The 23,084-nt window shown below is 71.6% G+C and carries 22 protein-coding genes; 6 read left to right on the plus strand and 16 right to left on the minus strand.

What is annotated here, in order from left to right:
* Positions 1-54 precede the first annotated feature (54 nt).
* From HD597_RS24990 to HD597_RS25050, 13 genes are all read right to left on the minus strand, one after another.
* Positions 55-1,002, minus strand: a complete 948-nt coding sequence (locus HD597_RS24990; RefSeq protein WP_253745135.1) for a sugar-binding transcriptional regulator — start codon at positions 1,000-1,002, stop codon at positions 55-57.
* A gap of 106 nt (positions 1,003-1,108) precedes the next feature.
* Positions 1,109-2,098 (minus strand): D-ribose ABC transporter substrate-binding protein, encoded by a 990-nt coding sequence (locus HD597_RS24995; protein WP_253745136.1) that lies wholly within the window; start codon positions 2,096-2,098, stop codon positions 1,109-1,111.
* A gap of 18 nt (positions 2,099-2,116) precedes the next feature.
* Positions 2,117-3,208, minus strand: coding sequence for an ABC transporter permease (locus HD597_RS25000; protein WP_253745137.1), 1,092 nt, complete (start codon positions 3,206-3,208; stop codon positions 2,117-2,119).
* Positions 3,205-4,725, minus strand: coding sequence for a sugar ABC transporter ATP-binding protein (locus tag HD597_RS25005; RefSeq protein ID WP_253745138.1), 1,521 nt, complete (start codon positions 4,723-4,725; stop codon positions 3,205-3,207). The genes HD597_RS25000 and HD597_RS25005 overlap by 4 nt, the downstream gene beginning before the upstream one ends.
* Positions 4,722-5,345 carry a DUF2291 family protein gene (locus HD597_RS25010; protein ID WP_253745139.1) on the minus strand — a complete coding sequence of 208 codons (624 nt, stop codon included), beginning with the start codon at positions 5,343-5,345 and terminating at the stop codon, positions 4,722-4,724. The genes HD597_RS25005 and HD597_RS25010 overlap by 4 nt, the downstream gene beginning before the upstream one ends.
* Positions 5,342-6,799 carry an FGGY-family carbohydrate kinase gene (locus HD597_RS25015; RefSeq protein WP_253745140.1) on the minus strand — a complete coding sequence of 486 codons (1,458 nt, stop codon included), beginning with the start codon at positions 6,797-6,799 and terminating at the stop codon, positions 5,342-5,344. The genes HD597_RS25010 and HD597_RS25015 overlap by 4 nt, the downstream gene beginning before the upstream one ends.
* On the minus strand, positions 6,792-7,748 hold the full coding sequence (locus tag HD597_RS25020; protein ID WP_253745141.1) for a transketolase family protein: 957 nt from the start codon (positions 7,746-7,748) through the stop codon (positions 6,792-6,794). The genes HD597_RS25015 and HD597_RS25020 overlap by 8 nt, the downstream gene beginning before the upstream one ends.
* The gene (locus tag HD597_RS25025; protein ID WP_253745142.1) at positions 7,748-8,647 is read right to left on the minus strand and encodes a transketolase; all 900 of its coding nucleotides are present in this window, start codon (positions 8,645-8,647) and stop codon (positions 7,748-7,750) included. Before HD597_RS25025 ends, HD597_RS25020 begins: the two co-directional genes overlap by 1 nt.
* Positions 8,644-9,636: a sugar phosphate isomerase/epimerase family protein gene (locus tag HD597_RS25030; RefSeq protein ID WP_253745143.1), complete on the minus strand. Its 993-nt coding sequence runs from the start codon at positions 9,634-9,636 to the stop codon at positions 8,644-8,646. The genes HD597_RS25025 and HD597_RS25030 overlap by 4 nt, the downstream gene beginning before the upstream one ends.
* Positions 9,637-9,647: 11 nt before the next feature.
* Positions 9,648-10,544 carry a carbohydrate ABC transporter permease gene (locus HD597_RS25035; protein WP_253745144.1) on the minus strand — a complete coding sequence of 299 codons (897 nt, stop codon included), beginning with the start codon at positions 10,542-10,544 and terminating at the stop codon, positions 9,648-9,650.
* Complete coding sequence (locus HD597_RS25040) at positions 10,541-11,425, minus strand: carbohydrate ABC transporter permease (RefSeq protein ID WP_253745145.1); 885 nt, start codon at positions 11,423-11,425, stop codon at positions 10,541-10,543. Before HD597_RS25040 ends, HD597_RS25035 begins: the two co-directional genes overlap by 4 nt.
* A gap of 13 nt (positions 11,426-11,438) precedes the next feature.
* Positions 11,439-12,734, minus strand: a complete 1,296-nt coding sequence (locus HD597_RS25045; protein ID WP_253745146.1) for an ABC transporter substrate-binding protein — start codon at positions 12,732-12,734, stop codon at positions 11,439-11,441.
* 58 nt (positions 12,735-12,792) lie between these two features.
* Positions 12,793-13,695: a nucleoside hydrolase gene (locus HD597_RS25050; protein WP_253745147.1), complete on the minus strand. Its 903-nt coding sequence runs from the start codon at positions 13,693-13,695 to the stop codon at positions 12,793-12,795.
* A gap of 264 nt (positions 13,696-13,959) precedes the next feature.
* Between HD597_RS25050 and HD597_RS25055 the strand changes: the two genes are divergently transcribed.
* On the plus strand, positions 13,960-14,973 hold the full coding sequence (locus tag HD597_RS25055) for a sugar-binding transcriptional regulator (protein WP_253745148.1): 1,014 nt from the start codon (positions 13,960-13,962) through the stop codon (positions 14,971-14,973).
* A gap of 68 nt (positions 14,974-15,041) precedes the next feature.
* Positions 15,042-15,650 carry a DUF6461 domain-containing protein gene (locus HD597_RS25060; RefSeq protein WP_253745149.1) on the plus strand — a complete coding sequence of 203 codons (609 nt, stop codon included), beginning with the start codon at positions 15,042-15,044 and terminating at the stop codon, positions 15,648-15,650.
* Positions 15,651-15,663: 13 nt separating this feature from the next.
* Here the strand turns inward: HD597_RS25060 and HD597_RS25065 are convergent, their stop codons facing one another.
* The gene (locus HD597_RS25065; RefSeq protein ID WP_253745150.1) at positions 15,664-16,218 is read right to left on the minus strand and encodes a TetR/AcrR family transcriptional regulator; all 555 of its coding nucleotides are present in this window, start codon (positions 16,216-16,218) and stop codon (positions 15,664-15,666) included.
* A gap of 145 nt (positions 16,219-16,363) precedes the next feature.
* On the opposite strand from HD597_RS25065, the gene HD597_RS25070 reads away from it, so the two are divergent.
* The 3 genes from HD597_RS25070 to HD597_RS25080 all read left to right on the plus strand — a co-directional run bounded on the left by HD597_RS25070 (position 16,364) and on the right by HD597_RS25080 (position 20,250).
* Positions 16,364-17,113 carry an SDR family NAD(P)-dependent oxidoreductase gene (locus tag HD597_RS25070; RefSeq protein ID WP_253745151.1) on the plus strand — a complete coding sequence of 250 codons (750 nt, stop codon included), beginning with the start codon at positions 16,364-16,366 and terminating at the stop codon, positions 17,111-17,113.
* 125 nt (positions 17,114-17,238) lie between these two features.
* Positions 17,239-19,056, plus strand: coding sequence for a flavin-containing monooxygenase (locus tag HD597_RS25075; RefSeq protein WP_253745152.1), 1,818 nt, complete (start codon positions 17,239-17,241; stop codon positions 19,054-19,056).
* Between the two features lie 255 nt (positions 19,057-19,311).
* Entirely contained in the window at positions 19,312-20,250 is a 939-nt protein-coding gene (locus HD597_RS25080; RefSeq protein ID WP_253745153.1) for a cyclase family protein, read from the plus strand.
* A gap of 112 nt (positions 20,251-20,362) precedes the next feature.
* Here the strand turns inward: HD597_RS25080 and HD597_RS25085 are convergent, their stop codons facing one another.
* Positions 20,363-21,247, minus strand: coding sequence for a class I SAM-dependent methyltransferase (locus HD597_RS25085; protein ID WP_253745154.1), 885 nt, complete (start codon positions 21,245-21,247; stop codon positions 20,363-20,365).
* Complete coding sequence (locus tag HD597_RS25090) at positions 21,244-22,008, minus strand: class I SAM-dependent methyltransferase (RefSeq protein WP_253745155.1); 765 nt, start codon at positions 22,006-22,008, stop codon at positions 21,244-21,246. Before HD597_RS25090 ends, HD597_RS25085 begins: the two co-directional genes overlap by 4 nt.
* An 80-nt stretch (positions 22,009-22,088) precedes the next feature.
* Here HD597_RS25090 and HD597_RS25095 point away from each other — a divergent pair, with 80 nt between their 5' ends.
* Positions 22,089-23,054 (plus strand): LysR family transcriptional regulator, encoded by a 966-nt coding sequence (locus tag HD597_RS25095; RefSeq protein ID WP_253745157.1) that lies wholly within the window; start codon positions 22,089-22,091, stop codon positions 23,052-23,054.
* Positions 23,055-23,084: the final 30 nt, after the last annotated feature.

The raw sequence follows: 23,084 nt of genomic DNA on the forward strand, positions 1-23,084 counted from the left end.
GCAGGGCGCGGCCGGCGCTGCGGCGATCGCACCGTGCGGACAGAAGTGTCTGGTTCAGCGGCAGAGCCGGCGTGCCACGCGGAGGTCGGTGATGAGGATGTTCACCCAGCCGCCCTCGATGGCCGCCTTGATGGCAGGCAGCTTGCGCAGGCCGCCCGCGACCCCGATCCGCCGCCCGACGGCGCGGAACGTGGCCGCGTCGATGCCGATGACGCGCTGGTCCAGGCTGGAGGCGACGGGTTTGCCGGTGGCGTCGAAGACGTGCAGGCAGACCTCGCCGACCGCGCCGAGGGCTCGAAGCTCGTCCTGGCCGGCCTGGTTGATGGGGATGTCGCCACCGGTCGGTGCCGGCTCGGTGCTGCCGATGCCGACGAGCGCGACGGTCAGGTCGCGCCACTGTGCCTGCACCTCGGCCAGGTCGGGGTCCTGGAGCAGCGCTTCGCGGATCGCCGCGGTGGCGACCACGCCGGGCAGCGGCACGAAGACGGGATGCGCGTAGGTGAGGTCGGCCAGGCGGGCGATGAGGCGGGTGGCGTGCACCTGCTCGGCGGCACGGCCGAGCCCGCCCACGAGCTGCATCACCCGCTCGGCGGCCTGGACGTTCTTCTGCGGCAGGTGTTTCACCACCGCCTGCAGGGTCCGGCTCCAGGCGGCGAGGCCGATGACGTCGCCGCCGGTGAAGGTGACGTCGAGATAGGCGGCCGCTGCCGTGGCGAGCGGCGGGATCACGTCGTCCTGGAAGTCCTCGACGTCCACGACGACGGCGTCGCGCAGGCCGTACCGGCGCTCCAGCTCCTCCTCCAGCTCGGTGTGCACGCCGTCGGGGAGCGTCACCACGGTGCGGACCAGGCCCCGCGTGACCGCCTCCTTCAGCAGGCGGGACACGCGGGGCTGGGAGATGTTGAGCGCGGCGGCGATCTCCGGCTGCCGGATGCCCTGCTCGTGGTACATGCGGGCGACGCGAGCCAGGAGCCGCAGGTGGTCCTTGGTGACCTCGCGCACTTCATCCGACTCTCGGACCACCGCACCGCCCTTCTCCACGGAGTTCAATGCCCGGTTCAAGTGTATGGCCGCCGGGCACGCCGGCAGTCGGGTCGGCATGGCGCCTCTACTTCCTGGCGAACACGCCGAACTCGTCGGCGTTCCCGGCGGTGACCAGCTCGCAGTCGATCGACTGCTTCTCCTCCTTGCCCGTCCTGCCGGTCCTGATGAACTGGTCGGCCTGGTCCACGGCGCTGGTGGCGCCGAGCGCGGCGGGCTGCAACGCGGTGGCGTGCATCTCCCCCGCCTTGACGGCGGCGATCGCGTCGGGGCTGCCGTCGAAGCCGACCACCGTGACCTTCTTCAGCAGGCCCGCCGCCTTCAGCGCCGCGACCGCGCCCAGGGCCATGGTGTCGTTCCCGGCGATGACGCCCTGGATGTCGGGGTTCTTCTGGATGATGGTCTCCATCTTGGTGAACGCCTCCTGCTGGTCCCAGTTGGCGCTCTCCTTGGCGACCTGCTTCAGATCGGGGTACTGGGAGATGACGTCGGCGAAGCCCTTGGAGCGGACGCTGGCGTTGGTGTCGGACTCCTTGCCGACCAGCTCGACGTAGTTGCCCTTGCTCTTCATCGCCTCCACGAACGACTGCGCGGCGAGCTGGGCGCCCTGGGAGTTGTTGGAGACGATCTGCGCCTTGGCGATGCCGGTGGCGTTGATCTCACGGTCGATCAGGAAGACGGGGACGCCGCCCTCGGTGGCCTTGCGGACCGGGCCGATGGAGGCGTCGGCGCCGGCGTTGTCCAGGACGATCGCCTTGGCCTGCCGGGAGATGGCGGCGTCGATCAGCTCGCTCTGCTTGTTCGGGTCGTCGTCATGGCTGGCCACGGACGTCTGGTAACCGAGCTTCTCGGCCTGGGCCTGGGCCGCCTCGGCCTCGGCCTTGAAGAACGGGTTGTCGTGCGAGGGCGTGATGATGGCGATCAGCCCGCCGGCCGCGCCGGTGCCGCCGCTCGCGGACGAGCCGGCGGCGGGCTGCTCGCCACCTCCGCACGCGGTCAGGGCGGTGCAGCCGAGCAGGACGGACAGGGCCAAGGTGACGATACGAGTGGGGGGCATGAAGGTCTCCTCTGTGGTTCAGTCGTGCTTCTTGCTCGCCGCGACCGCCGCCGCTGCGGCTCCCCGGCGCTTGAATCGCTGCTGGCCCTGGTCGAGCATCACGGCGAAGACGATGACCGCGCCCTTGATGAGGATCTGCCAGAACGTCGAGACGCCCAGGAGCACCAGGCCGTCGGCGAGGAAGCCGATGACGAACGCGCCGACCAGGGTGCCGCGCACGGTGCCCCGGCCACCGCTGAGCGCGGCTCCGCCGATCACGACGGCGGCGATGGCGTTGAGCTCGTACGTCTCCCCCGCCTGGGGCGCGGCCGAGGTCAGCTCGGAGGCGATGATGAGCCCGGCCACGGCCGCGCAGGCCCCGGAGATGACGTACACGGTGGTCTTGACCCGGCGGATCGGCACGCCGGACAGGTCGGCGGCCCGCTCGTTGCCGCCGGTGGCGTAGAGCCAGCGGCCGAACGGCGACTTGGCCAGCAGCAGCGTGATCACGGCCGCGAGCGCGATCATGATCCAGATGGAGGTGGGCAGGCCGAGCGGCCGGCCGCTGCCGAGCAGGCCGAAGCCGGTGTTGCCGAGGGCGGGGTTGCCCGCCAGGTCGGGATAGGTGGCGCCGTCGGAGACGAGCAGGGCCGCGCCGCGGGCCACGTACAGCATGCCGAGCGTGGCGATGAACGGCGCCACGTTGAAGCGGGTGACGAGCACACCGTTGACGGCGCCGACCGCCATGCCGACCCCGACGCACGACACGATCACCACCCACACGGGCGGGTAGGCGATCACGCCGCCGACGTGCAGGCCGCCCAGCAGTTCGCCCGCGACCACGCCCGACAGGCCCACGATCGAGCCCACCGACAGGTCGATGCCGCCCTTGAGGATCACCAGCAGCATGCCCAGCGCGATGACCGCGTTGATCGCCACGTGCTTGGTCATGGTGATCAGGTTCGGCACGGTCAGGAACGCGTCGGACAGCACGCCGAACACCACGACGAGCACGGCGAGCGCGATGAACGCGCGCAGCTCGAAGGCCACGTTGAGCAGGGACAGCCGGCGTGCCGTGGCGTCGGCCCGGTCCGGCCGAGCGGTCGCCGGCTCGGACGCCGTCGAGGTCATCGGACGGCACCTCCGTTCGCAGCGCCGTCGGACACGCGCATGAGTTCCTCCCGATCGGTCTCCCCGCGCCGGTAGTCGCCGGCGACGGCCCCGCGGGCGAGCACGAGCAGCCGGTCGGGGATGTGCAGGGCCTCCTCGGCCTCGGAGGTGGTGAACAGCACGGCCAGCCCGCGGCGCGCCTGCTCGGCCATGAGCCGGAAGATGTCGGCCTTGGCGCCGACGTCCACGCCGCGCGACGGCTCGTCGAGCAGCAGGACCCGCGGAGTGGTCAGCAGTGCCTTGCCGATGACGACCTTCTGCTGGTTGCCGCCGCTGAGCGAGCCGATGGGCGCCCTGGCGCCGCCGGTCTTGACGGTGACGTCGGTGATGATCCGCCGCACGGCCTCCCCCTCGCGGGCCGCCGAGACGAACAGCCGCCGCACGTACTGGTGCAGCCCGGCCAGCGACAGGTTCTCGCCCACGGTCATGGTCTGCACGAGCCCGTCGCGCTGCCGGTCCTCGGGGACGAGCACCAGGCCGCGCTCGATGCGGTCACGGATGCCCGCCCGCGTCAGGGGCTCGCCCGCCAGGACGATCTCGCCGGACGCGGGCCGGAGGCGCCCGGCGAGCGCTTCGAGCAGTTCGGTGCGCCCGGACCCCATGAGCCCGTACACGCCGACGATCTCCCCGGCGCGCAGGGTGAGGCTCACGCCGTCGACGGCGAGCCGGTCGGGGTTGGCGGGGTCGGCCACGACCAGTTCGCGCAGTTCGAGCACCGGCTGCCCGGCCAGCGCCTCGCGGTCGGGGAACAGGGCGTCCTGGTCGCGGCCGACCATCTGCTCGACGATCCACCGCAGGTCCACCTCGGCGGCCGGGGCGGTGGCGACGAGCGCGCCGTCGCGCAGCACCACCACGTCGTCGGCGAGGTCGAGGGCCTCGTCCAGGTGGTGGGAGATGTACACGACCGCGACCCCGCGCGCCGTGAGGTCGCGGATGACCTTGAACAGCACCTCCACCTCGGGCGCGGTCAGCGCGGAGGTGGGCTCGTCCATGATCAGCACCCTGGTGTCCTGGAGCAGGGCGCGCGCGATCTCCACGATCTGCTGCTGGCCGAGCCGCAGGTCGGCCACCGGCGTGTCGGGGTCGAGGTCCTCCTCCAGCGTGCGCAGGACGCCGAGCGTCCGCTCGCGCTGCGCGCGCCGGTCCACCGCGCCGTACGGCGTGCGGAGCTCGCGGGCCAGGAACAGGTTGTCGGTGATGCTGAGGTTCGGGCACAGGCTCAGCTCCTGGTGGATGATGGCGATGCCCAGGTCGGCGGCGTGCCGGGAGGAGACCAGGCGTGCCGGGCGGCCGTCGAGCTCGACGTGGCCGGTGGTGGGCTGTTCGATCCCGGCCAGGATCTTCATCAGGGTGGACTTGCCGGCGCCGTTCTCGCCGAACAGGGCGGTGACGCGGCCGGGAGCGGCGGCGAAGTCCACGCCCTTGAGCGCGTGCGTGCCGCCGTAGACCTTGGTGACCTCGCGGGCCCTCAGCGTCATGAGATCTCCACCGGGGTGATCGTCACCGTCTGCGGGGTGAGCAGGGTGAACGCGCCGGTGAAGGTGATCTCCTTGCCGTCCAGCGCGGCCACGTCCAGGCCGTTGAGCAGCTCGGCGCGCATCTCGTCGTTCAGCGCGGTGGCCGCGTCGGCGTACTCCACCTGATTGGTGAACTGGCCGAAGGTGATGAACCCCGCCGCGTCGCGCAGCGCGGTGCCGTTGATGGCGGGGCCGATCTGCAACGAGACCCTGGTGCCCTCCGGCAGGCCGCCGACGGTGAGCGGCAGCAGGCCGGAGCGGGCCTCGCCGGCCTTGCCCGTGCCCTTGACGGCGAAGGTGTAGGTGCCGGCTCCTTGACGTTTGCCGTACTTCTGTCCGGCCGCGTCCTTGTCGCCGGCCAGCGCCTTGAGCAGAACGGGCAGGTCGACGGCCGACTGCCGGATGGCCGGCACGACCTTGGCCTGGTAGTTCTCGGCGCCGAAGACGGCCGGGTCGAACTTCGCGGGCGCCGCCGCGGCGGCCGTCTCAGCGGTCCTGTACTCGGTGTCGACGGCCATGAGCACGATCAGCACGGCGACGGCCGCGGCGACGACCCAGCGGGCCGGGACCTTCGCGGTCATGTCAGGCCCCCTCTCCCCGCAGTACGGGCCCTGCGGACGGCCTGGTGCCAGGCGGCCTTCCTGGCCGTGCGCTCGGCGTCGCCCGCCGACGGCCGGAACTCCTCGGCGGGTCGCGGGCGGCGTTCGAGCTGTCCGGGCGTCCAGAGCTTGGCGGCCGATCCGGCGGCGTCGGCCGTGCCGAGCGCGGACAGGTCGTGCTCGGCGGAGCGGGCGACGACGCGTCCGCCGAGGTCGGCCTGCAGGCGCATGAGCCGGGTGCTGCGGGTGAGCCCGCCGTCCGCCACCAGGACGCGGACCTGCCCGGCCGTCTCCTCGACGGCGCTCACGACGTCCTCGACCTGGAAGGCGACGGCCTCCAGGGCGGCGGCGACGAGCCGGGCGCGCCGGGTGCCCAGCGTGAGGCCGGTGATGACGGGCGTGGCGTCCGGATCCCACCAGGGAGCGCCGAGCCCGCCGAACGCGGGCACGAAGTGCACCCCGCCGGGGCCGGTGTGCTCCGCCTCGGCCAGCAGGGTCTCGGCGGGCGCGCCCAGCAGCTCCGACAGCCAGGTGAGGGTGCGGCCGGTGGCGCGGATGTTGCCCTCGACGGCCGGCACGGGGCCGTCGCCGAGGTCCCAGGCGATGCTGCGGCACAACCCCGCCGATCGTCCGCCGCCGATGGCCATGACCGACGAGCCGGTGCCGTACGTGGCCTTGACGACGCCGGGACGCCAGCCGGCGTGGGCGAACATCGCGGCGTGCGAGTCGCCCATGACCGCCAGGACCGGCACCCCGTCGGCGAGCGGGGGCAGGTCGCGGGCGGCGGGGAACGGCCCGCACGAGGGGACGACCTGCGGCAGCACCTCGGCCGGCACGCCGAACAGCTCCAGCAGGCGCGGGTCCCACCGTGCCGTCTCGACGTCGAGGAGCTGGGTGCGGGAGGCGTTGCCGACCTCGATGAGATGCTCGCCGCCGAAGCGGCTGAGCAGCCAGGAGTCGACGGTGCCCAGGCACAGGTCTCCCGCACGGCTGCGATCGGGGTCGTAGGTGTCGAGCAGCCAGCGGGCCTTGAGCGCGGAGAACATCGGGTCCAGCGGCATCCCGCTCACCGAGCGCACCAGCTCGGCGGAGCCGGCCAGCTCGTGGCAGCGGCCGGCGGTGCGCTGGTCCTGCCAGCTCAGCAGCGGCCCGAGGGGCTCGCCGGTGCGGCGTTCCCACAGGACGAGGGACTCACGCTGGTTGCTGATCCCGATGCCGGCGACGCGAGGGGCCGCGGCCGGATCGACGCAGCCGGCGACCGCCCGCCGCACGCTCCGCCACAGCTCCTCGGGGTCCTGCTCCACCCAGCCGGGCCGGGGCTGGGTCTCGGTGAGCGGCACGGTCGCGCGGGAGACGACCCGGCCGGCGTCGTCCACGAGGAGCGCCTTCGTGGAGCTGGTTCCCTGGTCGATGGCCAGGATGAGCGGGCTAGCCATGGCGGAGCAGGCTCCGCGCCGAGGCGGCGATGCCCTCGGGGGACATGCCGTAGCGGTCGAGCAGGAAGGCGGCGGACCCGGTGGGAGCGAACTCGGGGATGCCGAGGATGGCGACCCGGGTGGGGTGGTGCTGGACGACGGTCTCGGCGACGGCGCCTCCGAGGCCGCCGGCGATGGTCGACTCCTCGACGGTGACGATGCCGGTCGTCTCCCGCGCGGCCGTCACCACCGCGTCCACGTCGAGCGGCTTGACCGTCGGCATGGACAGCACCCGCGCCGAGACGCCCTCGGCCTCGAGCTGTTCGGCGGCGACCAGCGCGCGCCACAGCACGGTGCCGTTGGCGATCAGCGTCACGTCGGTGCCCTCGCGCAGGGTCACCGCCCTGCCGGGGACGAAGGTGTAGCCGTCGACGTTGACCTGCGGCACGCTCATGCGGCTGACCCGCACGAACACCGGCCCCTCCACCTGGGCCGCCCAGCGCAGCGCGGCGCTGGTCTCGACCGGGTCGGCCGGGACGACGACGGTCAGGTTGTCGATCGCCCGCAGCCAGGCGATGTCCTCGATGGAATGGTGGGTCGCGCCCAGCTCGCCGTAGGCGACGCCGGGGCTCATGCCGCACAGCTTGACGTTGTGGTTGGAGTAGGCGACGTCGGCCTTGATCTGCTCCAGCGCCCGGGCGGTCAGGAAGCAGGAGGCGGCCGACACGAACGGGATCCGGCCGCCGTTGGCCAGGCCCGCGGCCACGCCGACCATGTCCTGCTCGGCGATGCCGACGTTGATCAGCCGGTCGGGGAAGGACTTGCGGAAACTGGTGAGCTTGCTGGAGCCGACCGAGTCGTTGACCACGCCGACGATCCGGTGGTCCTCGTGCGCCAGCTCCGACAGGGTGGCCACGTAGGCGTCCCGGCAGTCGAAGCGGGGCAGGTCGGCGACCGAGGTGACCGGCATCAGCGCTCCCCTTCCAGTTCGGTCAGCGCCTGGTGGTACTCGGACTCGTCGGGCACCTTGTGGTGCCAGGCGACGTTGTTGCTCATGAACGAGATCGGGTGCCCCTTGTGCGTGTGAGCGATGACGAAGGTGGGCTTGCCGGGCCTGAACGGCACCGACGACAGCACGTCCAGCAGCTCGCCGTGGTCGTGCCCGTTGACCTCGACCGCGGCGAAGCCGAAGGCTGCGGCCTTGTCGGGCAGCGGGTCGAGGTCGTTGGTCTCCTTGACCGTGGCTCCCTGCTGGAGGCGGTTGCGGTCGACGATCACGGTGAGCCGGTCGAGCTGGTGCTGCGAGGCGGCCATCATCGCCTCCCAGTTGCTGCCCTCCTGCAGCTCGCCGTCGCCGACCAGCACGTACGTGCGGCGCAGCGACACATCCAGCTTGGCCGACAGCGCGTGCCCGACCGCCACCGGCAGCCCGTGCCCGAGGGGCCCGGTGTTGGCCTCGACCGCCGCGACCTTGGTGCGGTTGGGGTGCCCGTTCAGCGCCGACAGCGGCTGCAGGAACGTCGCGAGCTCGGCCACCGGCAGGAAGCCGAACGCGGCGAGGGTCGTGTAGAGCGCGCCCGCGACGTGTCCCTTGCTGAGGATGAAGCGGTCCCGTTCGGGGTCGGCGACCCGCTCGGGGGTGATGTCCAGCACCGCGCCGTACAGGGTGGCCAGGATGTCGATGGCGGAGAAGTCGCCGCCGATGTGCCCCGCTCCGGCGTGGTGGACCAGCTTGAGGTCCTGGATGCGGATCTGCCGCGCCGCCTCCGCGAGGTGCGCGATCTGCTCGGCGCGGCCGGCATGGCGGTCCAGCCGGCCGAACACGGGCATGGTCACGTGCCCGTGGACGGCCTCGGCGAGATCGGTCATGCGTTCTCCAGCCCGGCCATGGACGTCAGGAGCGCGTTCTGCACGAGCCGCTGGGCGGCCAGCGCGTCGTGGGCGGCCTGGGCCTGGGCGAGCGCGTCGTCGTCGAGGACGTCGAGCGCGCGGTGGATCGCCTTGAGGAAGCGGATGGCCTGCTTGGCGGCCTGCACGCTGTCCTCCCGGAAGGGGAACTGGTCGAGCTGCCACACGCCGTCCCAGTCGTTCCTGCGCAGGGTGTGGAAGAACTCGAACGTCTCCACCAGGTGCACCGAGCCGACCACCATGTCGTCGTCCCAGCCGCGCATGTTGTCGTTGACGTCGATCGCGAACAGCCGGCCGTGGTCGATGGCGAGCTGGGCGGCGTCGGCCGGGGTCTCCTGGCCGTAGAGGGAGTGGCCGAAGTCGAGCAGGATGCCCAGGTTGGGCAGGCCGACGCGTTCGATGCCGAGCAGCGTGCGCGCCACGCTCGGAAAGACGATCTTCACGCGGGGCTCGCGCGGCTTGTACTCGATCACATAGTTGATCTCGGGGTGCGCGGAGCACAGCTCGGTCAGGCCGTCGAGGGCGAGCTGCCAGATGTCGTGGTAGTTCACCTGGAACGGGTAGTCCCAGCCGTCCTGGCCCGGCCACAGCTTCACATAGGAGCAGCCGAGCTCCAGCGCCACCTCGGTGGCGTCGTGCATCAAGGCGATCGCCCGCTTGCGCACCGCGGGGTCCGGGTTGGTGAACGAGCCCTTGACGAAGTCACGCGTGTAGATCTCGGGCGTGATCGCGATGGCCTTCAGGTCGTTCTTCGCCAGCGCCGCCTTGACGTCGTCCAAAGTGCCGTCGAATCCGACGAACGGCCAGTTCAGATCGACGACCGACAGCTCGCCCACGGCTCCGGCCCGGTCGATCTGCTCCAGCAGGCCGACCGGCGGCCCGTATCCGTCGGTGGCGTAGCGGTCCTTGTAGGTGGCGAAATGCCAGATTCCAGCGCCGAAGGTCGGCATGTCGATCACTCCTATCCCTTGGTGGCGCCGGCCGTCAGGCCGGCCACGATCCACCGCTGCAGCAGCGTGTACGCGATGAGGATCGGCACGACCGCGATGAGGATCCCCGCGGCCAGGCCGGTGTTGTTGTTGGAGAACTGGCCCTGGAAGTTGAGCAGCCCGACGGGCAGGGTCTTGTTCTCGTCGGAGTTGAGCAGGATCAAGGCGAACAGGAACTCGTTCCACGTCGCCACGGCGTCCAGGATCAGCACCGTGACCAGGGCCGGCGCGGACAGCGGCAGCACGATCCGCCAGAAGATCCGCCAGTCCCCCGCCCCGTCCACCCGTGCCGCCTCGACGATCTCGTCCGGCAACCGGCGGAAGAACGACTGCAGGACCAGCACCTCGAACGGGATGCCGAAGGCGAGGTACGGGCCGATCAGGCCGAGGACGCTGTCGGTCGCGCCGGCGGTCTTCATCATGATGAACACCGGCACGATCGCGATGTAGATCGGGATCGTCAGCCCGAGGAAGACGGCGAACATCACGGTCCTGCGGAACCGTATCCGCAGCTTCGCCAGCGCGAAGCCGAGCATCGCCGAGATCAGCACGCCGAGCGGCACCTTCAGGAGCAGCAGCAGGGCGCTGTTGCCGTACGTGGTGGCGAAGTCGCCGACGTCCCAGGCGTCGGCGAAGTTCTGCCAGGTGAACGCGGACGGCCAGGAGAGCGGGCCGTTGCCCACGAAGTCCGCCAGCGGCCGGACCGCGGTCACCACGAGCAGCGCCAGAGGCGAGATCCAGAAGAGGGCCACCACGGCCGTCACGAACGTCAGGACGAGGCCGCCCCTGCCCTTCTTGTCCTTCTTGTTCTTCTCGGGCAGGGGCCGCGCCGTGTCGAGGGCCGGGGTGGCGGGGGCGAGCGAGGTCATGCCGTGCCTTCCTTGGTCTGGGAGCGCACGTACGGGATCCCCACCGCGATCGCCACCAGAGTGATCACGACGGCGATCGCCGTCCCGTATCCGGCCTGGTAGTACTGGAAGACGTTGGCGTACATCCAGGTCCCCATGACCTGGGTGGCCGTGCCAGGGCCGCCGTAGGTCATGGCGTACACCATGTCGAAGACCTTGAACGAGTCGATCAGTGACAGCGCGAGCACGATGTAGTGCGTCGAGCGCAGGCCGGGCATGGTGACGTGCCAGAACTGCTCCCAGCGGGTCGCGCCGTCGACTCTCGCCGCCTCGTAGAGCTGTCCGGGGATGCCCTGCAGGGCGGCGAGGTAGAGCAGCATGGGAAAGCCCGTGCGCAGCCACACCGCCGGCACCATCACGGCCCACAGCGCGGTGGAGTCCTGCCCGAGCCACGGCTGGGCCAGGCCGTCCAGGCCGGCGAGCCGCAGGAATGAGTTGATCGCGCCGAGGTCGGGGTTGTAGAGCCACCCCCAGATCGAGGCGATCGCGACGAGCGGGAGCACGCCGGGCGCGTAGAAGATCAGCCGCAGTACGGGCTTGCCGCGCAGCCTGCCGTTCAGCAGCAGCGCCAGGCCCAGGCCGAGCGTCACCGGCACGACGATCGTCACGGCCGACCAGATGAGGTTGTTCCGGCCCGCCAGCAGCACCACCGGGTCGCTGAGCATGCGCCCGTAGTTGTCCAGGCCGACGATGTTGTAGGAGGGGCTGAGGCCGTCCCAGTCGGTGAAGCTGAACCACAGGGACGACAGAGCCGGATAGACGAGGAAGGCCGTGTAGACCGCCAGCGCGGGAAGGGCGAACAACCAGGGACGCCATCTTCCCTTGGGGGTGGGGGTTGTCATGAGCCGTCCCGGATCAGTTGCGGGCCCAGGCGGAGACGATCTCCTGCATCCGCCTGGCCGCCGCGGCCGGCGTCAGGCCGCCCTGCAGCAGGTCGCTCTGCACGCTGAAGTACTGGTCCGCCTGCTGCTTGGGGAAGGCCTGGTCCTGGATCGTGTAGAAGGGGCTCGAACCGTACTTCTGGCTCCACTCCGCCGACAGCGGCAGCTCCTTGGGGTCGGGCTCGGCGCCCTTGACCGTGGACGAGGTGACCTGCATCGCCTTCTGGCTCTCCGGCTTCAGCAGGAAGGCGAGCAGGGCCGCGGCCTTGTCCTTGTTGCCCGACCTGGCGTTGATCATGTAGCCCTCGACGAACCCGGAGTGCCGGGCGGGCGACTGGTCGGTCGGCAGCTGGAAGTTCCCGAACTGCGCGGGGTCCTTCTTCGCCGCCAGGATGGAGCTGGTCTCCGTCCACTGCCCTTCGAGGCCGTAGGCGGTCTTGCCCTGGACGTACGCGCGGCCGATCTCGCTCGGGTCGAGGCCCAGCGCGCCCTCGGGCAGCCACTTCTTGTCCTGCCACTTCTTGAACAGCGTGAACGCCTCGACGACCTCGGGCCGGTCCCAGCTCTCCTGTCCGGTCAGCAGCTTGTCGTGGAGTTGCGGGCCGGCCTTGTGCTCCAGGAGGTACTCGAACAGGCGCATGAGGTGCCAGCCGTACTTGCCGCCCAGCCCGCACGGCGTCACGCCCGCGGCGACCAGCCGCTCGTTCAGCTGCTCCAGCTCGGCGTACGTGGCCGGCGGGGCGTCCACCCCGGCCTTGGCCAGCAGCTCCTTGTTGTACCAGGCGCCCACGCCGCGCACGATGTACGGGACGCCCGCCTTGACGCCGTCGAACGTCATGCCCGCGATGGCCGCGGTGTTGATCGAGGAGTCCCAGCCGTACTGCTGGTAGTACGGCGCGAGGTCGGCGGCCTGCTTGGCCTTGGCGAACGGCGCGCCGATCTGCCCGCCCCAGATCCGCCAGATGTCGGGACCGCTGCCGCCCAGCAGCTCGGTGCGCAGCTTGTCGGGGAACTGCGCCGCGCCGGAGCCGGGCAGGCTGTCGATCGTGGTGGTGGTGCCGCTCTGCTCGTCGAACTTCTTGACCTGAGCTTTCAGCGTGCCGATCGTCTCGTTGTCCTCGTAGGTGAACAGGCGCAGCCTGTTCGAGGCCGGTGCCGTCGTGCCGCCGCCGCTGACCGAGGCTCCGGTGCAGGCGCTGACGGCGAGCCCGGTGACCGCGACGGACGAGAGGGCGAGGAATCCCCGACGGGTGTACGAACTGCCGGTCATGTCGATGTCTCCCTTGGTCGGCTGGTCGGCTGGTCGGCTGGTCGGCGGGGCGGGCGTCTCAGCGGTGCTCGCGGCCGAAGGCCCGGATCTTGGCGAACATGTCCTCCAGCAGGAACCGCACGTCGATCTCCTCGCAGACCCTGACGGGGTGGCCGGAGCCGGGCAGGTAGGCGCCGTCGGCGCCGAAGCGGGGGGCGGGGGTCACGCGCAGGTTGCCGCTCTGGGGCCAGAGCATCAGCGCGATGGCCGGCGAGTCACCCAGGGAGCGGGACTCGATCGGCTCCGGGTGGTGGGCGGCGTTCCACTCGTGCAGCTGCTTGATGAGGTAGCGGCCCAGCGGTCCGGCCTCGCCGATCTTCTCCTCCAGCTCGGCGTAGCTCACCGAGACCTTGGTGTAGACGTCCCTGGGCACCTGCCACACGGTGATGCCGGAGTCGAAGACCACGTTGGCGGCGTGGATGTCGTTGGAGAGGTTGAACTCGACCTTGGGGCCCTCGTCGTAGCCGCGGTGGCCGGAGCCGCCGATCCAGATCACGGTCACCGGCCGCCGCGCGAGCTCGGGGTCCAGCAGGACGGCCGAGGCCATGTCGGTCAGCGGCCCGAGGAACGCGACGAACAGCCGGTCGTCCCGGCTCGCGAGCTTCGACTCCTCGATGATCAGCCGGGCGCCGGGCGAGTCCACCGGGGTCCGCTCGTCGGGCAGGGCGGTCGCCGCGCCGTTCGCCACGGGGGCGGAGCCGGTCATGCCGAGCAGGTCCAGCAGGAGGTCGATCTCCTCGCGGGACTCCTCCATGCTCCGCTGCGATCGCCGGGTGCCGAAGTGGGCCGGGATCAGTCCCCGCATGTCGAGCGTGGGTGACAGCAGCCCGTGGACGATGGCGAACTGGTCGTCGGCCTCGTTCTTGGCGTCGGTGTTGATGATCACTCTGCGTCGGCGCATCATGGTCTCCAGCCAGTGCATAATTATGCGGTAGTGCATAATTTTCCGTGCCCGTAGATTGGCTGATCCGCTGGTGTCTGTCAATAACTCTGAGCAACCTTCGACGGTGAGAACTGCTTGTTCCGGTCGAAACACGCAACCCCGGCCTGCCTCACACGCACGACGGCGCGCAGAACGGGGCGGAGCAGGCCGCGTGAGCTCAGGTCCGCCGCGCACGAGGAGTGACGCTCCGGATGGACAATGTTGGGCGAAGGAACTCCGCGACGGCGAAGGGGACGGATCCTGATGGCTGTGCACGCGAGCGGCGCCGGCCGGTCCGCCTCCGACGGCCGGGTGCGGCTGATCACCAAGGTCGCGCACATGTACCACGAACAGGGCATCCGCCAGGCCGACATCGCCGACGCGCTGCACATCTCACAGACGAAGGTGTCCAGGCTGCTGAAGCGGGCGGGCGAGATCGGCATCGTGCGCACGGTGGTCGTCGTCTCCCAGGGCGTGCACCTGACGCTGGAGCAGGCCCTGGAGGACCGGTACGGGCTGCGGGAGGCGGTCGTCGTCGACGTCGAGGGCGACGAGTCGGAGATCATCGCCGGCATCGGCTCCGCGGGGGCGGCCTACCTCGAATCGACCCTGGCCGGCGGCGAGCGGATCGGCATCTCGCCGTGGAGCCAGACCCTCCTGTCGGTGGCCGAGCGGCTGCATCCCCTCCGCGTGGCAGGCGCCGACCGCGTGGTGCAACTCGTCGGCGGCGTCGGCGAGGGCGCCGTACAGGCCAAGGCCAACCGCCTGCTCGGCCACCTCGCCGAGCTGGTCGGCGCCGAGCCGCTCTACGTCCAGGCTCCCGGCCTGGTCGGCACCGCCGAGATCCGCCAGAGCCTGGTCAGCGACGCGGCCATGCAGCACGTGACCGAAGAGTGGCGGAGCCTGACCATGGCGCTGGTCGGCATCGGCAGCGTGCAGCCCTCGCCGCTGCTGCGCGACAGCGGCAACGCCGTCGCCCCCGCCGACCAGGACCACCTCATCGCCGCGCACGCGGTCGGCGACGTCTGCCAGCGCTTCTTCGACGCCGGCGGCGAGCTGATCCACAGCGACCTGAACAGCCGGGTCGTCGGCATCGACCCGGAGGTGCTGCGGACGATCCCGCGCCGCATCGGGATGGCCGGTGGCGCGCGCAAGCACGCGGCGATCCGGGCGGCGATCAGTGGCGGCTGGGTCAACGTGGTCATCACCGACGTCACGACGGCCCGCGCGTTGCTCGACGAGAATCAGCAGGCCGCCGGTGCGGGGATGGCGACATGACCGGGCCGCCGGCGCCGCCCCGGTCGTGCCACGTGTCCGGTCCGGCGGCCCCCGATGAGAGGCACGGCATGCGGCGGTCGGAATACCTGTGGCACCGGTTGCACAAGCACGCGCTCGCCACGGAGTTCAGCGCGGTATGGGTCGACCGGCTGGAGCTCGACGAGCTGGCGCAGCGCGCGGGCGCCGACTTCCGGCAGGCCCGCCGCTGCGGCAGGGACGAGCTGGCGGCCGAGGTGTTCGCCGTCCGCGACGCGACGGTGATCTGGGCCGACCGGCTGACCGGCGACTGGTTGCAGATCATCGAGTTCGGGGGATACGGGTGCAGCGGCGCCGTGCGCGAACTGTCCGCTCACGGAGGGCGGGCGGTCAGTGCGGGATGGGGGCTGAACGGCGTGCGTGATCTGGGGCACGTGTCGGACGGGTACGACACCACCCTGTTCAGCGTCACCGTCCCCGGCGAGCGGTACGGCAACGCCCCGGACGCCCTCGACCCGCTGGCGAAGGGCCTGATCTTCGATCTCGGCGACACGAGCTGGACGGCGGATCCGGAGCTGGCGCCGGGATGGTCGGCCCACGCGGAGCGGTCGGCCTGGATGGAGGAGAACGACCACCTGGTGGGCGACGAGGAGTGGCTGAGCGGGTCGCACCCGCGGCTCGTCATCCCCCACCGGCTGTGAAGCCGGGAGCCGGTCAGGCGTGCATGCCCCGGCGCAGGAGCGACCACACCCGGGCGGCCGCGACCCGCCGCGCCGGCGCGGGCCGCTTGGCGAGCACGCCGGCGAGCATGCTGACGGCCAGCAGCAGATCCTCGCTGCCGAGATCCGCACGGGCCGCCCCGGCCTGCTGAGCCTCGGCGAGCTTGCCGGCCAGCACCGTGCCCACGCGATCGCGCATCGCCAGCGCGCGGGGGTCGGTGGTGTTCGCGTCGACCATGTCGATGAACGCGGTGGTGGCGATGATCTGCTCGGTGATCAGCGTGAGCACGTCGTCGAGCGTGGCGCCCGGCTCCGCGGCCAGGGCCTCCAGCTCGGCCACGCCGTCGTCGAAGACGGCCAGGGCGAGGCTGAGCCGGTCGGGGAAGTGCCGGTAGAGGCTGCCCTGGCCCACCCCCGCGGTGCGGGCGACCAGGCTGAGCGGCGCGTCGTAGCCGACGTTCGCGAACACGTCGCGGGCCGCCGCGATCAGGGCGGCGCGATTGCGGGCGGCGACGCGCGGCCCCTTGTTCACCGGACGTGCCACGGACATGACTCTCAGCCTACCAACCGGACACTATTGTCCGCGTTCCTAACGCAGGCATGCTCACTCATTCGACAATGATCTGTCAGGCGAGCTACATTTTCACCGGACAGCATTGTCCGGTTCAATCCTTGCTCCAGACAGGAGAGGACGCTTGAGCGCGTTCGACAACAAGAGCTGCCTGATCACCGGCGCGGGCTCCGGCATCGGCCGCGCCATCGCGGTCGCCTTCGCGAAAGCCGGCGCCCGCGTCGTGGTCTGCGACGTCAACGAGGAGAGCGCCCGTCGCACCGCCGCCGGCATCGGCGACGCCGCCCTCGCGGTGACCGCGGACATCGGCGACGAGGCGGCGGTCACGGCCCTGGTGGAAACGGCGATCGACGCCCACGGCCGCATCGACGTGCTGTGCAACAACGCCGGGATCATGGACACGATGGCCCTGCCCGCCGACATCACCCTCGCCGAGTGGGAGCGCGTCCTGCGCGTCAACCTCACCGGCACGTTCCTGGTCACCCATGCGGTGCTGCCTCACATGCTGAGCCAGGGCGGCGGCACGATCGTCAACACCGCCTCCGAGGCCGGCATCCGCGGCGGCGCGGCCGGGGCCGCCTACACCGCCTCCAAGCACGGCGTCGTCGGCCTCACCAAGAGCGTCGCCTGGGCGTACGCCAAGGACGGCATCCGCTGCAACGCCATCCTGCCCGGCCCCACCATGACCGGCATCGCCAACGGCGCCACCTTCGACCCCACCGGCGCCGCCCGCCTCGGCCCCGTCCTCGCCCTCGGCGAACGCCTGGCCCAGCCCGAGCAGATGGCCGACGCCGTCCTCTTCCTCGCCTCCGACGCCGCCTCCTTCGTCAACGGCGCCATCGTCCCGGTGGACGGCGGCTGGTCGGCGGCCTGACTCCGAGCCGATCGAGACGGCAGGCAGCGCGGCCTCCGCCGGCCGCCGACGAGAACGCCCTGCGAGCACGCCGAGCCGGGCTCCCCCGACCCCCACACCTGAACTCCCGAACCGGAAGGGCATCCATGGACCACTCTCCGACGCCACCTGCCCGCCTCACCGTCGCGGAGCTGGGCTTCGACCCGGACGCGCTGCGCGCGAAATACCGCCACGAACGTGACCGCAGGCTGCGGCCCGACGGCAGCGCCCAGTACCAGGGCGCCCGCGGCGAGTTCGGCTACTACGCCGCCGACCCGTACACCGAGCGCGCCGAGCGGGAGCCGGTCCGCGACCGGGTCGAGGCGCTGGTGGTGGGCGGCGGCTTCGGCGGGCTGCTCACCGGGGCCAGGCTCCGCGAGGCCGGCGTGGACGGCATCCGGATGCTGGACGAGGCCGGCGACTTCGGCGGCACCTGGTACTGGAACCGCTACCCGGGCATCCACTGCGACATCGAGTCGTCGGTCTACCTGCCGCTGCTCGAAGAGGTCGGCCACGTCCCCACCATGCGGTACGCGCCCGGCGAGGAGATCCGCCGGCACGCCGTCGCGATCGCCGAGCTCCACGACCTGTACCGCGACGCGATGTTCCACACCCGCGTCACGGAGCTGCGCTGGGACGACGACGCGGACGAGTGGCAGGTGCGCACCGACCGCGGCGACGACTTCCGGGCCCGCTACGTCGTGATGTCCGCCGGCACCCTGGCCCAGCCGAAGCTGCCCGGCATCCCGGGCATCGAGACGTTCAAGGGGCACACGTTCCACACCAGCCGCTGGGACTACGGCTACACCGGCGGCACGGCGGACGGCGGCCTGCGCAAGCTGGCCGACAAGCGCGTCGCGGTCGTCGGCACCGGCGCCACCGGCATCCAGGTCATCCCGCACGTGGGCCGCGACGCCCGGCACCTGTACGTCTTCCAGCGCACCCCTTCGACGGTCGACGTGCGCGCCAACCGGCCCACCGACCCGGCCTGGGCCGCCTCGCTCAAGCCCGGCTGGCAGCGCGAGCGCATGGACAACTTCCTCACCGTGGTCACCGGCGGCCACGCCGACCAGGACCTGATCGACGACGGCTGGACCAGCACCGCCCGGCTGCAGCGCAACCTGCTGGCCGGCACCGTCGACACCACCCTGTCCCCCGAGCGGCGCGCGTACCTCGACGAGATCGCCGACTTCCAGAAGATGAACGAGATCCGCGCCCGCGTGGACGAGATCGTCCACGACCCGGCCACCGCGGAGCTGCTCAAGCCCTGGTACCGCTACATGTGCAAGCGGCCCACCTTCAGCGACCACTACCTGCAGACGTTCAACCGGCCCGACGTCACCCTGGTCGACACCGCCGACCACGGCGGCATCACCGCGATGACCGAGACGGCGGTCGTGGTCGGCGAGCAGGAGTACGAGGTCGACTGCGTGATCTTCGCCACCGGCTTCGAGGTCGGCGTGTCGGGCATCGTCTCCGGCGCCCTGCCGGTGTTCGGCCGCGACGGCGCGCCGCTGCTCGGCACCTGGCGGCAGGCCGGCCCTCGGACCCTGCACGGCTTCTACAGCCACGGCTTCCCGAACCTGTTCCACCTGGGCCCGCTGCAGAACGCCTCCGCGGTCAACTTCGTGCACATCCTCCAGGAGCAGGCCACCCACATCGGCGCCGTGGTCGCCGAGGCCCGCCGGCGCGGCGTCGCCGTGGTCGAGCCGAGCAAGGACGCCGAGGAGGCGTGGGTCGCCACGATCCGGGAGGTGTCCCCGGACAACAGCCGCTTCCAGGCCGAGTGCACGCCCGGCTACTACAACAACGAGGGCAGGCCCCGCCCGGTCAGCCTGACGTACGGGCCCGGCCCTGTCGCCTTCCACGACCTGCTGCGCCGCTGGCGCGCCGAGGGCGGCATGGACGAGGTGCTGGCGGGATGAACCGCCAGGTGGAGCAGCCCATCCGGGCGCCCGCCGCGGGGATCGAACGGCACGGCCCTCGGGCCCGGCGGGCACCCCGGTCCTGATGGGAGCGTCCATGGCAGTGGGGATGACAGCCGCGACCAGGCCGCTGATCTTGTATCATGCCGGCTCAGCGGGCCTCGGCATGTCAAGGGGAGAGCGGGACACCTCGCCCTCGGTGCCTCGAACCGCGTGACCGGAGGAGCCGATGCTGGGATGACGGCAGAGCGACCGATGCCTACGCAGGACGACGTGCTCGGGTACTTCAACACGCTGTCGAACTGGGGACGGTGGGGCGACGACGACGAGCTCGGCACTCTGAACCACATCACCGACGACGTCCGGCTGGCGGCGGCGCGGGCCGTGCGCCACGGCAGGAGCGTGTCGTGCGCCTGGGAGGTCGCCGTCCCGGCGGAGATGGAGCGCTCGACGACGACGTGCCCGTGCGCCGCCGACATGCCGGGAGCCGAGAACATGCCCGCGCCCGGGTTCCGCAACGACCGGCGCTGGGGCTTCTCGACCGAGCGGCTCGGCGTCACCTTCCACGGCAACACCCTCACCCACATCGACTCGCCGTGCCACATCTTCTGGGACGGCACGATGTACAACGGGCGGTCGCACTCGCTGGTCGACGCCGCGACGGGATCGGCGTGGGCGGCCGTCACGGCGGCGGCGAACGGGATCGTCACGCGTGGTGTCCTGCTGGACATCGCGCGGGTTCGTGACGTGCCGTGGCTGGAACCGGGGCAGGGGGTGTTCCCCGAAGATCTCGAGGAGGCCGAGCGCCGCCAGGGTGTGCGGGTGCGTCCCGGTGACGCGGTGCTCCTGCGGACCGGCCGTGGCCGCGTCCGGCACGACGCCGGCGCGAGCAGCGGTTTCGAGCAGGCCGGCTGGCACGCGTCCTGCCTGCCGTGGCTGCATGAACGCGAGGTCGCGCTGATCGGCGCCGACACCCCTCAGGACGTTCTGCCGTCGGGGTACGAAGACGTGCTGATGCCGGTTCACGCCGTGAGCCTCGTCGCGATGGGGCTGTGGATGCTCGACAACTGCGACCTGGAGGCGTGCGCGACGACGGCTGCCGAGCTCGGCCAGTGGGACTTCCACCTCGCAGTCGCGCCGGTCCGCTTCGCCGGCACGTCCGGCAGCCCGGTCAACCCGATCGCCACGTTCTGAACCGCGGCCCATGGCGTGGCGCTGCTCAGCGCTGCCAACCCGCGTTCCCGGCTTCCGTCCCGCGCTCGCCGGCCTCTTGCGCCTGTCGCGTCACCACACGTCCGCCCGAGGGCTACCGGCCTGGCCGCGGCCTGTGAGCACCTCGCGCCGACAGGTTCTCGGTGGGGCGGCGAGCGACGACGAGCCAGTGGCCGCCGGGGATGCGCACTCCGTCCGGGCTCTCGTACGGGCGCAGGGCGTCGGCGAGGAGGTCGCGGGCGGTGGCGCGGGTCAGGCCGCCGGGCTGTTCCAGCACGGCCAGGACCGGGCCGCTGCCGAGGTAGCCGTCGGCCGCGGCGTGGGCGTCCGCGCCGAAGTCCATCGGCGCGTCCAGAGGCCGCAGCGTCACCTCGGAGAAGCCGGCCCTCGTCAGGACGTCCGTGGTGTGCGCGGGGTCGGCGAGGGAGAACATCCCCGACTCGGGGAGGGTCGCGGTGCCCAGTCTCTTGTGCAGCGCCGAGAGCGGCACGACGTACCAGTCGTTGTCGGCCATGCTCCGCGGGCAGACGAAGACGAGGCGGCCGCCGGGCCGAAGGGCGCGGCCGATGTTGGCGAAGGCCGCGACGGGGTCGGCGAAGAACATGATGCCGAACCGGCTGATCGCCACCTGGTACCGGCCGGCGGCGAAGGGGTACGCCTGCGCGTCGCCCTCTTCGAAGGCGACGTTCCCCAGACCGGCCGCCTCGGCGGCGGCTCTGGCCTGCTGGAGCATGGCGGCCGACAGGTCGATGCCCACGGCGTGGCCGTCCCGCGCCTGCCGGGCGGCGAGCCGCGTGGTCTCGCCGGTGCCGCAGCCGATGTCGAGGACGTGGTCGTCCGGCCGGATGTTCGCGGCGGTGAGCAGCGGGGCGGTGAGCTCGGCGTTGAAGCCGCCGTCTGCCGGGTTGTGCTCGGCCCAGTGGGCTCCTTCCGGGCCGTTCCACGCGGCGGCCTGCTCGGTGTTCACGATGTCCGTCATGCGCGGTCCTCTCGGTTCGCGGGGTGGGCGAGCAGGCGCAGCCCGACGGCGGTCAGGTCGCCGCGACCGATCCTGAGCTGCTCGATCTGCTGGAGTGAGGTGAGAAGCCGGGTGGCGGTGTCGTCGCTGATCTCGTCGTTGATCTCGTCGGCGAGGTAGCGGTGCAGGTAGGGAACGCGTACGAGCTCGCGGATCTCGAAGGCCGCCCGGATCGCGTGCACCATGGTGTCGCCTGCGTGCAGGTGGTGCTCGTCGCGATGCCGGCTCACCCACTCCGCATGGGGGTCCTCCACGGCGGCGCCGTGCTCCGGCGATGCGGTCAGGCCGGCCTCGGCCAGTACTGCGCCGATGTCGTAGAACCACGACGCGGTGGCGCGATCGGCGCGTTCCCAGGCGAACTCGTCGACGATCAGGACTCCGCCCGCGGCCAGCAGCGCTCGTGCCCGCTCGACCGCCTCCGCCAGCCGGGCGGTGTGGTGCAGTGACAGGGAGAACACGATCGCGTCGAACGGGCGGTCGTCGTAGTCGGCGATGTCGGCCTCGATCGCGGCGACGCCGAGGGCGGTCGTCGCGGCTACGGCTCGCGGGTCGATGTCGACGGCGCTCACTGCGTAACCGGCGCGGGCGAGCGCGAGCGCGAGGCGGCCGCGTCCGCACCCCGCGTCGAGGACGCGCGCCGGCGCGGGCGGCAGCCACTCGGTCAGGAAGGCCTGTCGGCCGGCGACGGCAGGTACGGCGTCGCGGGCCGCTGTGCTGGTCATGGGGATCACCGGTTCAGGATCAGCCGGCCGCGGACATGAGCACAACTGCAGGTTGGTTGGGGCAGCTATACGCTCGACGCATGTTGGACACGTGGGCCTTACAGGTGCTGGTCGCGGTCGCCGACCACGGGTCGTTCTCCGGGGCCGCCGAGGCGCTCTCGATGACCCAGCCCGCGGTCTCCCGTCAGATCGCGGGCTTGGAGAGACGAGTGGGCGTGCGGTTGTTCACCCGGGTGCCGCGTGGCGTGCGGCCGACCGCCGCCGGAGAGGTCGCGGTCGAGATGGCGCGCGACAGCCTGGCCCGCCTGCGGGCGCTGGAGGCCAGGCTGGCGTCCTTCGCCCAGCTGGCGTCGGGCGAGCTGCGGCTGTCCGCCTTCACGAGTGCCAACATCGTGCTCGTGCCCGAGGCGTTCCGCCGTTTCGCCGGCGTCTACCCCGGCGTGTCGCTCAGCCTGCTGCAGACGGATCAGGAGGCGCTCCTCACCGCGGTGAGGGACGGCCGGATCGATCTCGCGCTCATCACCGACTGGCACCTGCACCGGGACCGGGACGCGACCGGCGCGGCCGACGCGAGCCTGCCCCGGCGTGCCGTCGACGGCGCCGAGTTGATCCCCCTGCTCGCCGAGGAGCTGTGGGTCGCCCTGCCCGCCGGGCACCGGCTGGCTCGTCAGCGCCGGGTCCGCCTGTCGGATCTCAGGGAGGAGACCTGGATCGACGGCGGCCACCCCGACTGTCTCGGCCCCACAGCGCCGCTGTTCGAGGCGCTCGGCGCCGCTCCGCGGATCGGTTTCTGGTGCGACGACTGGAACAGCAAGCAGGCGCTCGTCGCGGCGGGCGCGGGCGTGATGCTCGCGCCCACTCTGGCCCACCCTGCCATCGGGCCCGGCGTGGTCCTGCGGGCCACCATCCCGCCCCTGCCGACCCGGGGCCTGTACGTCGCGGTGGCCGTCCCGCCGTCGCGCGCCCCCGCGGCCGACGCCATGCTCGGGATCCTGACCGGCCTCATCGCTCAGCCGGGCTTTCTGGCCAGGAGGACCCGCCGGTAGGGAGAAACCCCCACGCCCGGACGCCTGGCC

Source organism: Nonomuraea thailandensis, from assembly GCF_024172165.1.
GTDB lineage: Bacteria > Actinomycetota > Actinomycetes > Streptosporangiales > Streptosporangiaceae > Nonomuraea > Nonomuraea thailandensis.

What these genes read in the sequence shown, in the direction of transcription:
- HD597_RS24995 (WP_253745136.1), bottom strand. Translation starts at nt 2,098, where the DNA reads ATGCCCCCCACTCGTATCGTCACCTTGGCCCTGTCCGTCCTGCTCGGC.
- HD597_RS25045 (WP_253745146.1), bottom strand. Translation starts at nt 12,734, where the DNA reads ATGACCGGCAGTTCGTACACCCGTCGGGGATTCCTCGCCCTCTCGTCC.
- HD597_RS25085 (WP_253745154.1), bottom strand. Translation starts at nt 21,247, where the DNA reads ATGACGGACATCGTGAACACCGAGCAGGCCGCCGCGTGGAACGGCCCG.
- HD597_RS25025 (WP_253745142.1), bottom strand. Translation starts at nt 8,647, where the DNA reads ATGACCGATCTCGCCGAGGCCGTCCACGGGCACGTGACCATGCCCGTG.
- HD597_RS25075 (WP_253745152.1), top strand. Translation starts at nt 17,239, where the DNA reads ATGGACCACTCTCCGACGCCACCTGCCCGCCTCACCGTCGCGGAGCTG.
- HD597_RS25000 (WP_253745137.1), bottom strand. Translation starts at nt 3,208, where the DNA reads ATGACCTCGACGGCGTCCGAGCCGGCGACCGCTCGGCCGGACCGGGCC.
- HD597_RS25020 (WP_253745141.1), bottom strand. Translation starts at nt 7,748, where the DNA reads ATGCCGGTCACCTCGGTCGCCGACCTGCCCCGCTTCGACTGCCGGGAC.
- HD597_RS25005 (WP_253745138.1), bottom strand. Translation starts at nt 4,725, where the DNA reads ATGACGCTGAGGGCCCGCGAGGTCACCAAGGTCTACGGCGGCACGCAC.
- HD597_RS25060 (WP_253745149.1), top strand. Translation starts at nt 15,042, where the DNA reads ATGCGGCGGTCGGAATACCTGTGGCACCGGTTGCACAAGCACGCGCTC.
- HD597_RS25015 (WP_253745140.1), bottom strand. Translation starts at nt 6,799, where the DNA reads ATGGCTAGCCCGCTCATCCTGGCCATCGACCAGGGAACCAGCTCCACG.
- HD597_RS25065 (WP_253745150.1), bottom strand. Translation starts at nt 16,218, where the DNA reads ATGTCCGTGGCACGTCCGGTGAACAAGGGGCCGCGCGTCGCCGCCCGC.
- HD597_RS25040 (WP_253745145.1), bottom strand. Translation starts at nt 11,425, where the DNA reads ATGACAACCCCCACCCCCAAGGGAAGATGGCGTCCCTGGTTGTTCGCC.
- HD597_RS25030 (WP_253745143.1), bottom strand. Translation starts at nt 9,636, where the DNA reads ATGCCGACCTTCGGCGCTGGAATCTGGCATTTCGCCACCTACAAGGAC.
- HD597_RS25080 (WP_253745153.1), top strand. Translation starts at nt 19,312, where the DNA reads ATGCCTACGCAGGACGACGTGCTCGGGTACTTCAACACGCTGTCGAAC.
- HD597_RS25095 (WP_253745157.1), top strand. Translation starts at nt 22,089, where the DNA reads ATGTTGGACACGTGGGCCTTACAGGTGCTGGTCGCGGTCGCCGACCAC.
- HD597_RS25090 (WP_253745155.1), bottom strand. Translation starts at nt 22,008, where the DNA reads ATGACCAGCACAGCGGCCCGCGACGCCGTACCTGCCGTCGCCGGCCGA.
- HD597_RS25055 (WP_253745148.1), top strand. Translation starts at nt 13,960, where the DNA reads ATGGCTGTGCACGCGAGCGGCGCCGGCCGGTCCGCCTCCGACGGCCGG.
- HD597_RS25010 (WP_253745139.1), bottom strand. Translation starts at nt 5,345, where the DNA reads ATGACCGCGAAGGTCCCGGCCCGCTGGGTCGTCGCCGCGGCCGTCGCC.
- HD597_RS25050 (WP_253745147.1), bottom strand. Translation starts at nt 13,695, where the DNA reads ATGCACTGGCTGGAGACCATGATGCGCCGACGCAGAGTGATCATCAAC.
- HD597_RS25035 (WP_253745144.1), bottom strand. Translation starts at nt 10,544, where the DNA reads ATGACCTCGCTCGCCCCCGCCACCCCGGCCCTCGACACGGCGCGGCCC.